This window comes from Flavobacterium pygoscelis (assembly GCF_023162025.1).
Classification (GTDB): Bacteria; Bacteroidota; Bacteroidia; order Flavobacteriales; family Flavobacteriaceae; genus Flavobacterium; species Flavobacterium pygoscelis.
Genome location: NZ_JALNUB010000003.1, coordinates 209,603 through 221,683, shown reverse-complemented (window position 1 = coordinate 221,683; position 12,081 = coordinate 209,603). Strand labels below are relative to the sequence as shown.

Genomic DNA, 12,081 nt, shown 5'->3' with positions numbered 1-12,081 from the left:
AAATTCAATAGATTTTAACTCAAATAAATCAAAATAAAGAAGTGCCTTAAATTGATTTTTATTTTAGGCACTTTCTACGATTGAGCGATTCAGGTTATTGCTTTTTTATACACAATCTTTTTTAACTAAGACAGATAAATCAGTCATGAATTAACCTAATAATTTTTAGTTAGGTTGCAGCGTGGTGTTTCGAACTTAAAATTTATTTTAATATTTATAGGTTATCCATACTATGTTTGTAATTTTGCAGCACAACTACATAAAAATGACAACACAACAATTAATAGATCAAATTAAACGTAAAAAATCATTTCTAACCATAGGATTAGATGTTGATTTAAGTAAAATACCAACTCATTTATTAGAATTAGAAGATCCTATTTTCGAATTTAATAAAGGAATAATAGATGCAACGTACGACTTGTGTGTTTCCTATAAACCCAACACTGCTTTTTATGAGGCTTATGGTATAAAAGGATGGATTTCTTTACAGAAAACAATCAATTATATTAATGAAAAGTACCCAGAACTGTTTACAATTGCCGATGCAAAAAGAGGTGATATTGGGAATACCTCTTCCATGTATGCCAAAGCTTTTTTTGAAGATTTAAATTTTGATAGTGTAACAGTTGCGCCTTATATGGGCAAAGATTCCGTAGAACCTTTTTTAGCTTTCAAAAACAAGCATACCATTATGTTAGCGTTAACTTCTAATGAGGGTGCTTTTGATTTTCAGACTTTGACTGTTTCTGATGATTCACAACCTAAAGAATTGTATAAAAAAGTGCTTGAAGTATCTAAATCTTGGAAAAATTCAGAAAATTTGATGTACGTTGTGGGCGCTACAAAAGCAGAATATTTTACTGAAATTAGAAAAATTGTACCAGACAGTTTTTTACTAGTTCCAGGAGTAGGAGCACAAGGAGGAAGTCTTTCTGAAGTTTGTAAATACGGATTAAATAAAAATGTGGGTTTGCTTATAAATTCTTCTAGAGGAATTATTTATGCTTCAAACGGTTTAGATTATGCAGAAAAAGCAAGAGTAGAAGCGCTAAAAATGCAACAGGAAATGGAAGATATATTGAATAGCAATTTTACATTTTAGTATAAAAATAAGATTTGAAAGAATGAATTAAACGTCATCTTTTTAATTTTGCATTCGATTCAATTTCGAAAAAAAATAACTTCTTTCTAAAACAGCAATAAATTGACACCAAAAATATTTGTTGACCAATTGGGAACTTCACATTCCTTTGTAACTTCGCCTAAGCGAATCATTTCACTTGTTCCCTCGCAAACGGAGTTGTTGTGTGATTTAGGTTTAGAAAGTAAAATTGTCGGAATTACTAAATTTTGTGTGCATCCTTATTCTCTTAAATCTACTATAAAAGCAGTTGGTGGAACCAAAAAAGTGCATTATGAAAAAATCCGATTGTTACAACCGGATATCATCATTTGTAATAAAGAGGAGAATACAAAAGAAATTGTAACGGAATTGCAAAAAATTTGCCCAGTTTGGGTAACAGATATTATTACAATTGAAGATAATTTTAAGATGATTTCAGATTTTGGTCAACTCTTTAATTGCAGAATAGAAGCGAAAAAATGGAATGATAAAATTGCTTTTGCTTGGAATGATTTTAAGTTGTTTATCAAAGATTTTCCCGTAAAAAAAGTAGCTTATTTTATTTGGAAAGATCCTTTTATGGTTGCTGGATCAGGTACTTTTATTGATGAATTATTAAAATTAAATCATTTTGAAAATTGCTACAGTAATAGAGGACGATATCCAGAAATAAAACTTCAAAATATGGCCTTGGAAAACAATCCAGATCTGGTATTTCTTTCTTCAGAACCTTATCCTTTTCAAGAAAAGCATGTATATGAAATAAATGAAAATGCGCCTCAGGCCAAGACTATTCTCGTAGATGGAGAGATGTTCTCCTGGCATGGCAGTAGGTTGCTGAAAGCTTTTGCGTATTTTAAGCAATTACATTAAAAAATATAATTCTGATTTACATGTAATGCTTTCTTTTTGGACAAGTAAGAAGCAATGTTTTAAGGAGAATTGGGATTTAAAATTAAAGTCCTATTTTTACAAAAAAAAGACGTGATTAATTATACCATATATGAGAATAAAAAAAGTGACCAATGGGTTACTTTTGTTCATGGCGCTGGTGGAAGTTCGTCTATCTGGTTCAAGCAAATTCGTGACTTCAAAAAACAATTTAATGTATTGTTACTAGACTTAAGAGGACATGGTGAATCGAAAACTACTTTAAAAACGGCTTTCAAACAAAAATATACTTTTACGGCTCTGGCCAATGATATTTTAGAGGTTTTGGACTTTTTGAAAATTCAGAAATCACATTTTGTTGGAATTTCTTTGGGTACTATTCTAATCAGACATTTAGCAGAAATGTATCCCGAACGTGTGCAAAGTATGATTTTAGGAGGAGCCATTTTAAAAATGAATTTTCGTTCCCAAGTTTTAATGCGTTTAGGCAATGTTTTTAAATATGTATTGCCCTATTTAGTTTTATATCGATTGTTTGCTTTTGTAATAATGCCAAAAAAAAATCACAAACAATCGCGCTTACTTTTTATTAATGAAGCTAAAAAATTATATCAAAAAGAATTTATCAAATGGTTTAAGTTAACTGCAGAGATCAATCCAATATTAAAATGGTTTCGCCAAGTTGAATTAAATATTCCTACGCTTTATGTAATGGGAGAAGAGGACTATATGTTTTTACCTTCGGTTCGAAAAGTAGTAGAGAGTCACTATAAATCCTCTAAACTTTTTGTTATAGAGAATTGTGGTCATGTGGTCAATGTAGAGCAACCTAATGCTTTTAATGCTACAGTATTGTCATTTATAAATACTACTAAATAAAAAATGCCTGCATTTAAAAAATGCAGGCAATTCTTTAACTAACCAAAACCAAAAATAATAAATAACCAGTTTATTACATGGCAAAGATCATACATAATAGAATCTCTTGCTGTTAAGATTATGTTATTAGTTTGTTGTACATACGTTAAGTTTTTTTAAGGTAAATTAACTTTAATACGGTGTTTCCTGCATCAGTTTGAATTCATTGTAAATTACCTATTAGAATCTTGCATTGCAAAGACTTTTTGTAACAACACAGATGTTCTAGAATTGATATTGGTTCTAATATTTTTTTCCTCAACAGCGACCATTTTAAAAACGCCATTCATTGCCTGATTAGTTACATAATCCGTTAAATCTGGGTTTACTTTATTAACCAACGGAATGCTATTGTATTTGTTAATAATATTTGACCAAACTTTGTCTGCGCCTACTTTTGTAAATGAATTTTTTATCACTGGACTAAATTTGCCATACAAAGCCGTCGAAGTGCTGTTTTGTAAATAATTTGTGGCTGAGTTTTGACTTCCCATTAATATTGTTTTAGCATCCATGAAAGTCATGTTTCTGACTGCATCAACAAAAATTGGAGTTGCTTCTTTTACGGCATCTTCCGCAGCGCGATTTAAAACTTTTAGTCCTTCATCTGCTAACGAGCTAAGTCCTAATTTTCTTAACCCAGCATCCACTTTTCTTAACTCTTCCGGAAGTAAAATTTTTACAGCTTCATTTCTGTAAAAACCATCCGTAGCGGTGAGTTTTGTAACTTGTTTCGAAATTCCATTATTCAAGGCTTCCTTCAATCCACCAGCTATATCAATTCCGTTTATTCCTTGTGTTTGCGGAAGTTGGTTCATCACTTGTTGCATCTCAGCGCAACTCGAAAGAGAAACAGCCACCATTAAAATCAAAACTTTTTTCATCGTAAAATTATTTATTTCATTAATATTGCCTTCTGGCGTTTGTAAAAATACTACTTATTCAAAAATAAAGCCATTAAAAGTTTTTGTAGCATTTTTAATGATTCTAACAGTTTCTAATTTGAGTTTAATTTTTTTTTTGTAAATATTAAATGTCTTATAAAAAGAAAGGGATTTAACGAAGTTAAATCCCTTTTGTCAAGTTGTTAATGATTTTATGAAATAGATATTATTTCTTTATTACATATTTGTCACCTTGCTTGCAATAGATTATTGCAGAACTAGATTCAAATTTTTTGTAGCAAGAATCATTTGTTTTTTCTACTAAAATAAATTTATTATTATAAGGTATAAAGATTAACTCAATACCATCATTGGTCTTTATTGAAGTTTTGTCATCCACTTTAATAAAGTCAACTTCACCATTATCCTTATAAATCCACACTTTAGCTTCTGTCGGATCATTATCATTTAAAATACTTCCTTCGGCAAGATTAGGAAAGCGATCTACTTTAAGTTTACCAGTTTGGGTTCTTCCACTTTGCGTTACAGTACCATCTATGTTAATCTGGTATGCAGAATCATAAGATAGATTAGCCACTTTTGCTCCGCTTATAGAAGAATTTACAGTAACAAAACCATCAATAATTTCTTTGGTATAGGTTGGCCACATACTCATCATTCCGGCGCCTTGTTTTGCGTTTTCTAGATACTCTATTGATTTATCAAAGTTGGATAGAAATAATGCTGTAAGTGATAAATTAAGATATACAACTTTGTTATAATCCTTTACTTTTAATTTTTTATATTCTTTACCAATATATCCTAAATAAAATTTCTCTAAATCGGTTAAGTAATTTTTGTCTAAAGTATTAGCTTCTATTTTACCAAGAAATTCTGTTGTTTTAGTATTAAATTCAACTAATTCTGGAAATTCTTCTACTTTTTCAAAAATACCATAATTTATAGAGTACTCTTTCTCAACTGATATAATATTATTGTCATTTAAGTATTTGTAGGCTATATTATTTAAATCATTCGTCAAACTCTGATATGCTTTTCCATTAAAAGTAGGCGAATACATGGTAGCATTAGATCCTTTTTCATAAATAATTTCATTATTTTTTCCTAAAACAAGATATTTAAAATCACCATCTAAAACAAATTGTCCATTGCTTGATTTTTTATAAGTGGGTCCTTTGTAACCCATTAAAACACGTACGTCAGGATTTATAGTGTCTTTTTTGGTATAATCTTCTATTGTGTTTTTTGTTGTGTTTTTTTCATAAGTCATTTTATTCTTGTCTGCGTATTTCTTGTCCCAAGTATCGTCGCCTTGAATAATGATATTATAGGTTTTGATGTTTTTGTAAAAGTCTGATTTCGGAATAGTGATTTTTACTTTTTTCTTTTCTGTATCTGCTTTTTGAGCAAAAGAATTACTAGTAATAACATTTAGTAAAAGAATTATAAGGAAGATTTTCTTCATATTTTTAAAATTTAAATAGGTTTAATATTTTTCAAATTTATAAAACAATTCTTGTTTAAAAAAACTATATTTTTAAAGTAACATTCCTATTATTATAGCTATCTAGTGACTATTGTTTTCTACTGTATTCCTTTTATAATCTTATAATAAGAAAGATAGCCCATTTTAGTAGAACAAAAAAGAATTGATTTATGAACAAGCATGCAATAGTTCAGATAATCTTTAAAATAAAATTGTAAATTGCGGACTTAAATTATCATATTCATAAAATGGAACAACAAAAACCATATATCCCCATTAATAAAGTAAGAATTGTAACTGCAGCTGCTCTTTTTGATGGTCACGATGCAGCAATCAACATCATGCGTAGAATTATACAATCTACAGGTGTTGAAGTCATTCATTTAGGACACGACAGAAGTGTAGAAGAGGTAGTAAATACTGCAATTCAAGAAGATGCAAATGCTATTGCTATTACTTCCTATCAAGGAGGACACAATGAATATTTTAAATATATGTACGATTTGCTTCAAGAAAAAGGAGCACCTCAAATAAAAATATTTGGTGGCGGAGGCGGAGTGATTTTACCCTCAGAAATCGCTGAATTACAAGATTATGGGATTACTCGTATTTATGCGCCAGATGATGGTCGGGCAATGGGATTGCAAGGAATGATCAACGATTTAGTGCAACAATCTGATTTTCCAACGGGTGATAAATTGACAAATGAGTTGGATGAATTAGCGTCTAAGAATCCAACCGCAATTGCAAGAATAATCTCTGCCGCAGAGAACTTTCCTGAGGTCGCTAAACCAGCTTTAGAAGCGATTATAAAAATGAATGAAGATTGCAAAACCCCAGTTCTTGGAATTACAGGAACAGGTGGAGCAGGAAAATCTTCTTTGGTTGATGAATTAGTGCGTCGTTTTCTTATTGATTTTCCAGAAAAAACAATTGGTTTAATTTCTGTAGATCCCTCTAAACGTAAAACGGGCGGTGCTTTGTTAGGAGACAGAATCCGAATGAATGCTATTAATAATCCTAGAGTTTATATGCGCTCTTTGGCAACGCGTCAATCCAATTTGGCTTTGTCTAAATATGTTGCCGATGCAATTCAAGTTATTAAAGCGGCCAAATATGATATTATAATCCTTGAAACTTCTGGTATTGGTCAATCGGACACCGAAATTATGGATCACTCTGATGTTTCATTATATGTAATGACTCCGGAATTTGGTGCTGCAACACAATTAGAAAAAATCGATATGCTTGATTTTGCTGATTTAGTAGCACTAAATAAATTTGACAAAAGAGGTGCTTTAGATGCGATTAGAGATGTTAAAAAACAATACCAACGCAACCATAATTTGTGGGATGTAAATCCAGATGAAATGCCCGTTTTTGGAACAATAGCTTCACAGTTTAATGATCCTGGAATGAATACGTTGTACAAATCGATTATGGATAAAGTACATGAGAAGACAAATTCTGATTTGAAATCTACGTTCCAAATTACGCGTGAAATGAGTGAGAAAATCTATGTTATTCCACCACATAGAACGCGTTATTTATCTGAAATTGCCGAAAGCAATCGCAAATATGATGTAACAGCATTGAGCCAAGAGCAAGTTGCTCAAAAATTATACGGTATATTCAAAACATTGGAAAGTGTTTCTAGAAAAGTTCCTACAATCAATAAAGCAGGAATCGATGATGAATCTGTTTTGCCAAGCGCTCTAGAAATAGAAAAACAAGGAGTTGCTGAAAATAAAATTTTCCTAAATCTATTACTGAATCAATTTGAGAAAGTAAAAATGGATTTAGATCCTTACAACTGGGAAATTATATTGACTTGGAATGAAAAAGTAAATAAATACAAAAATCCAGTTTATACCTTTAAAGTTCGAGATCGAGAAATAAAAATGGCGACACATACCGAGTCCCTTTCGCATTCTCAAATTCCGAAAATTGCTTTACCAAAGTACCAAGCTTGGGGCGATATTTTACGCTGGTGTCTGCAAGAAAATGTTCCTGGAGAATTTCCTTTTACTGCAGGTTTATATCCTTTTAAGCGTGAAGGCGAGGATCCGTCACGTATGTTTGCCGGGGAAGGTGGACCAGAAAGAACCAACAAACGTTTTCATTATGTGAGTGCTGGATTACCAGCCAAACGATTGTCAACCGCTTTTGATAGTGTGACTTTATACGGAAATGATCCTCATGTGCGTCCTGATATTTACGGAAAAATTGGAAATGCAGGAGTTTCTATCTGTTGTTTAGATGATGCCAAAAAATTATATTCTGGTTTCGATTTAGTGCATGCAATGACTTCGGTAAGTATGACGATCAATGGGCCAGCTCCTATGTTGTTAGGATTTTTTATGAATGCAGCCATAGACCAGCAATGTGAGTACTACATTAAAGAAAATGCATTAGAAAAAGAAGTTGAGCAAAAAATAAATAAAATATACAAAGAAAAAGGAGTAGTTAGGCCTCATTATCAAGGAGATTTGCCAGCAGGAAATAATGGTTTAGGTTTATTTCTTTTAGGAGTAACAGGAGATCAAGTTTTACCTTTGGAAGTGTATAATGAAATAAAAGCAAGAACACTTTCGCAAGTTCGTGGAACGGTTCAGGCAGATATTCTAAAAGAAGATCAAGCGCAAAACACTTGTATATTTTCAACAGAATTTGCTTTGCGATTAATGGGAGACGTACAAGAATATTTTATTACTAAAAATGTAAGAAATTTTTATTCGGTTTCTATTTCGGGTTATCATATTGCCGAAGCAGGAGCGAACCCTATTACGCAGTTGGCTTTTACGCTTTCTAATGGTTTTACTTACGTAGAATACTATTTGAGTCGCGGAATGAACATTAACGATTTTGGACCTAATTTGTCCTTCTTCTTTTCTAACGGTGTAGATCCAGAATATGCTGTTATTGGTCGTGTAGCGCGCAAAATTTGGGCGAAAGCCATGAAAAATAAATATGGAGCTAATGAAAGAGCACAAATGTTGAAATATCATATTCAAACATCTGGACGATCTTTACACGCACAAGAAATTGACTTTAATGACATTCGTACAACTTTACAAGCGTTATATGCAATTTATGATAATTGTAATTCATTGCATACCAATGCGTATGATGAAGCAATTACAACGCCAACAGAAGAATCAGTGCGTCGTGCAATGGCAATTCAATTGATTATAAATAAAGAATTAGGATTAGCTAAAAACGAAAATCCAATTCAAGGTGCTTTTATCATCGAAGAATTGACAGATCTTGTAGAAGCGGCAGTTTTAGCAGAATTTGATAGAATTACGGAGCGTGGTGGAGTTCTTGGTGCCATGGAAACGATGTACCAAAGAAGTAAAATTCAAGAAGAATCCTTGTATTATGAAACTTTAAAACATACAGGAGAATTTCCAATTATTGGTGTGAATACTTTCTTAAGTTCTAAAGGTTCTCCAACGGTTATTCCTGCTGAAGTCATTCGTGCTACTGAGGAAGAAAAACAATATCAAATTACGATGTTGAATAATTTGCATCAGTCTAATCAAGATAAAGTGAAGCAACAGTTGAATGATATTCAAGAAGCGGCCATCAAAAATGAAAACTTATTTGAACATTTGATGGAAGCAACTAAAGTTTGCTCATTAGGACAAATTACTTCTGCTTTATTTGAAGTAGGTGGTCAATATAGAAGGAATATGTAAGGAGAGAATTATTCTCTTCATTTTTCACTAAAATTCTTAAAACAAAAATCCCGATCTGTGTCGGGATTTTTTGTTTTAAAATATTCTCGTAATTTTTGAATTGATTTAAAAGTCAAATCCAAAAGAACTTAGATTATTACATTGTTGTTAAATAATTCCAAATTCTCGACTATAAGAATACCAACAGATCACTTTTTAATTATTTTTGCCGCATGAAATTTAATCGAAAAAAAATATTTGCCGCTATCGTACTCTTAATGAGTGTGCTCTTGTGTTTTGATATTTGTTTTCAAGAAAATTCTAATACTTCATTGATAGAGTGTAGTGCAGAGGATACTTTGCATTCAGACACAATCGACTTTGATAATGAAGTTAATGAAGAACACCAGATTGTTTTTGTAATGGAGTTTTCTTCTATGGTTGGACATCTTACAGATCACAATCATTTCTATTTTAGTAAAGGATTACAAAAACCTTTCTTTTCTGTTTGGCAACCGCCAAAGCTTAGTTAATACACGCTGATTTTTAAAATAGTGGTTGATTTTTTCAATCACTTAAACTGCATTATACTTTGTAATGCTAAATAACTGTGTTTATTAACTAAAATACTACTCATGGATTTTAATGACTTTTTTAAAAAAAGGAACAACTATTATAAAAATGAGAAACACCAAAACTATTATAAAAAGGATCATTATAAGTATAAATTCTATACTGATGAAAAAGTGGTTTTTAACAAACAAGCGTTTATAATAAGTCTAAGAAACAATAAAAAACTCAAGCTGTTTTTAATATTTATAGCATTTGTTTTAATAGTCCTTATAATTGTTTTTTTCGCCGTTTTATTGCCATTGCTCTCGTATCTGTTAGATTTTATTTCTCAAAAAGGATTTTCTGGGTTGTTGGATGAGCTAATTGGTTTTCTTAATAAACTATGGAGTGGCGCTTAGCGTCTAAAATTTAATTAAAATTTTTAAAAAAAAGATATGGTAATTGATAGTTTTGTTTGGATATGTTTTCTAGGCTTTGTTTTTTTTATGTTAGCCTTAGATTTAGGCGTTTTTCATCGTAAATCACATGAAGTAAAAATAAAAGAAGCGCTAATTTGGAGTGCCGTTTGGATAGGACTCGCCTTAATTTTTAATTACGGCATTTATGTTTTCATGGGAGAACAAAAGGCAGTAGAGTTTCTAACAGGATATGTGATAGAAAAATCACTCAGCATTGATAATCTATTTGTGTTTATAATGCTTTTTACTTATTTTAAAGTAGATGTAAAGTACCAACACAAAGTATTATTTTGGGGAATCTTGGGTGCTTTGGCAATGCGTGCTATTTTTATTTTTGCAGGTGTTGCTCTAATCAATAAGTTTCATTGGATTATCTATATTTTTGGAGCATTACTTGTGGTTACAGGGATTAAAATGCTTTTTCATAAAGATGAAGATATTCAGCCGGATAAAAATCCTTTGGTACGATTATTTAAAAAAATATATCCTGTAACTGAAGAATCTCACGGAGGTAAATTTTTTGTTAAACTGCAAGGCAAAACTTTTGCGACGCCACTTTTTGTAGTGCTTCTAATTGTCGAATTTACAGATTTAATTTTTGCAGTAGATTCGATACCCGCAATTCTTGCCATTACAAATGATACTTTTATCATTTTCACCTCTAATGTTTTTGCAATATTAGGCTTGCGAGCCTTGTATTTTGCATTAGCTGGAATCACTAAATATTTCTATTACCTAAAATATGGTTTATCTGCAATTTTAGTTTTTGTAGGGATCAAAATGACTATTGTAGATCTTTATAAAATACCAATTAGCTACTCGCTATTGGTAATAACAGGAATCTTGCTTATTTCTGTTTTAATTTCTGTTGCTTTTCCAAAAAAGAATGATTTAATAAATAACTAAAATAAAATTACTATGAATTGTCCAACTTGTAAAGTTCCTCTTGTAATGTCAGAGAGACAAGGGATTGAAATTGATTATTGTTCAGAATGTAGAGGTATTTGGCTGGATCGAGGCGAGCTAGATAAAATAATAGAGCGTTCTATAAATGAGCCGCACAGTACTACTCAAGTCAGTCAGCCCTCTTTTGGCAATCAGTCTCAACAAAACTATTATAGAGAGCAAAAGAAAAAACATTGGCTATACGAATTGTTTGATTAGCTAATGAGATTACAAAAGCCGCATTCATCTAATGATCATGCGGCTTTTTTTTTTGATTTTAAATCAAAAATATATTCTCGTTAATTGATCTTGGATTCTATTTCTTAGACATAGCTAAATATGTTGCTGTAGTGATTAAAAATATTATAAAATTAATCCCTTTTTTTATAATTATTCCATTTTAAAATAATTTTTCAGAATAGGTTTTTGTTTATAAATTACTGTTTTTTAATAATTTAGGGTTTTATTTTTCTAGATTTTAATAGGTGCTTTTTATGTGTAATAATTTTTGGCACAGTTCGTGAATAGAGTTTTAAAGAATAAATAAAAACTACAAATTATGAAAAAAATTACCTTATTTTTAGTTTTCATCGGGATGATGACACTACAAAGTTGTGAAGTTACAGAAGTATATGATGCTCCAATTGTTAATACGCCAAGAACAGAAGTTTTTGAGGTTACAACCTCTTTTAATTCTAGTAATAATTTTAGTAGTTTGGTTGTGTTTGATCCACCAATATTTAATTCGGATTCTGTTTTAATTTATCACTTGTATGATGTTGTGAATGGTCAGGATGTTTGGAAATTAATGCCTCAAACCTATTATTTTAATGATGGCGGTTCTCTTAATTACAACTTTGACTATACTAAATTTGATGCTAAAATTTATCTTTCTGCTAATTTTAATTTAAAAACCTTAGACGCAAGTTGGACTAAAAATCAAACCTTCAGAATTGTAATAGTACCAAATGGCTATGCTAAGACCATGAATAAAAATGATATTAACTCAGTACTTTCAGCATTAAATGTTTCTAAAGGAGAAATAAAAAAAATAGATATGTAGTTGTCATCGACAATATAATAAAAAAGGGAAATCGCA

Annotated in this window: 10 protein-coding genes; 8 read left to right on the top strand and 2 right to left on the bottom strand. The window is 31.0% G+C overall.

Going from position 1 to position 12,081, the window contains the following annotated elements; genetic code table 11:
• The first annotated feature begins 265 nt into the window (after window positions 1-265).
• From pyrF to MW871_RS05480, 3 genes are all read left to right on the top strand, one after another.
• Window positions 266-1,105 carry an orotidine-5'-phosphate decarboxylase gene (pyrF, locus tag MW871_RS05490; RefSeq protein WP_248427849.1) on the top strand — a complete coding sequence of 280 codons (840 nt, stop codon included), beginning with the start codon at window positions 266-268 and terminating at the stop codon, window positions 1,103-1,105.
• 102 nt (window positions 1,106-1,207) lie between these two features.
• Window positions 1,208-1,999: an ABC transporter substrate-binding protein gene (locus tag MW871_RS05485; RefSeq protein WP_248427848.1), complete on the top strand. Its 792-nt coding sequence runs from the start codon at window positions 1,208-1,210 to the stop codon at window positions 1,997-1,999.
• 111 nt (window positions 2,000-2,110) lie between these two features.
• Entirely contained in the window at window positions 2,111-2,896 is a 786-nt protein-coding gene (locus tag MW871_RS05480; protein ID WP_188050171.1) for an alpha/beta fold hydrolase, read from the top strand.
• A gap of 212 nt (window positions 2,897-3,108) precedes the next feature.
• Here MW871_RS05480 and MW871_RS05475 read toward each other — a convergent pair whose 3' ends face one another.
• Window positions 3,109-3,819 (bottom strand): DUF4197 domain-containing protein, encoded by a 711-nt coding sequence (locus MW871_RS05475; protein WP_248427847.1) that lies wholly within the window; start codon window positions 3,817-3,819, stop codon window positions 3,109-3,111.
• 226 nt (window positions 3,820-4,045) lie between these two features.
• Window positions 4,046-5,305, bottom strand: coding sequence for a hypothetical protein (locus MW871_RS05470; protein WP_248427845.1), 1,260 nt, complete (start codon window positions 5,303-5,305; stop codon window positions 4,046-4,048).
• 269 nt (window positions 5,306-5,574) lie between these two features.
• Here MW871_RS05470 and MW871_RS05465 point away from each other — a divergent pair, with 269 nt between their 5' ends.
• The 5 genes from MW871_RS05465 (at window position 5,575) to MW871_RS05445 (ending at window position 12,045) form a co-directional block, all read left to right on the top strand.
• Window positions 5,575-9,027, top strand: a complete 3,453-nt coding sequence (locus tag MW871_RS05465) for a methylmalonyl-CoA mutase family protein (protein WP_248427844.1) — start codon at window positions 5,575-5,577, stop codon at window positions 9,025-9,027.
• 212 nt (window positions 9,028-9,239) lie between these two features.
• The gene (locus MW871_RS05460) at window positions 9,240-9,539 is read left to right on the top strand and encodes a hypothetical protein (protein WP_188050175.1); all 300 of its coding nucleotides are present in this window, start codon (window positions 9,240-9,242) and stop codon (window positions 9,537-9,539) included.
• A 474-nt stretch (window positions 9,540-10,013) separates the two neighbouring features.
• Window positions 10,014-10,943 carry a TerC family protein gene (locus MW871_RS05455; RefSeq protein WP_188050177.1) on the top strand — a complete coding sequence of 310 codons (930 nt, stop codon included), beginning with the start codon at window positions 10,014-10,016 and terminating at the stop codon, window positions 10,941-10,943.
• A gap of 12 nt (window positions 10,944-10,955) precedes the next feature.
• Window positions 10,956-11,201 carry a TFIIB-type zinc ribbon-containing protein gene (locus MW871_RS05450; protein WP_248427842.1) on the top strand — a complete coding sequence of 82 codons (246 nt, stop codon included), beginning with the start codon at window positions 10,956-10,958 and terminating at the stop codon, window positions 11,199-11,201.
• A gap of 340 nt (window positions 11,202-11,541) precedes the next feature.
• Complete coding sequence (locus tag MW871_RS05445) at window positions 11,542-12,045, top strand: hypothetical protein (RefSeq protein WP_248427841.1); 504 nt, start codon at window positions 11,542-11,544, stop codon at window positions 12,043-12,045.
• Window positions 12,046-12,081 lie beyond the last annotated feature (36 nt).

Excerpts from the sequence above, each read along its gene's own strand:
- MW871_RS05470 (WP_248427845.1), bottom strand. The coding sequence starts at position 5,305 with ATGAAGAAAATCTTCCTTATAATTCTTTTACTAAATGTTATTACTAGT.
- MW871_RS05445 (WP_248427841.1), top strand. The coding sequence starts at position 11,542 with ATGAAAAAAATTACCTTATTTTTAGTTTTCATCGGGATGATGACACTA.
- MW871_RS05455 (WP_188050177.1), top strand. The coding sequence starts at position 10,014 with ATGGTAATTGATAGTTTTGTTTGGATATGTTTTCTAGGCTTTGTTTTT.
- MW871_RS05475 (WP_248427847.1), bottom strand. The coding sequence starts at position 3,819 with ATGAAAAAAGTTTTGATTTTAATGGTGGCTGTTTCTCTTTCGAGTTGC.
- MW871_RS05465 (WP_248427844.1), top strand. The coding sequence starts at position 5,575 with ATGGAACAACAAAAACCATATATCCCCATTAATAAAGTAAGAATTGTA.
- MW871_RS05450 (WP_248427842.1), top strand. The coding sequence starts at position 10,956 with ATGAATTGTCCAACTTGTAAAGTTCCTCTTGTAATGTCAGAGAGACAA.
- MW871_RS05460 (WP_188050175.1), top strand. The coding sequence starts at position 9,240 with ATGAAATTTAATCGAAAAAAAATATTTGCCGCTATCGTACTCTTAATG.
- pyrF (WP_248427849.1), top strand. The coding sequence starts at position 266 with ATGACAACACAACAATTAATAGATCAAATTAAACGTAAAAAATCATTT.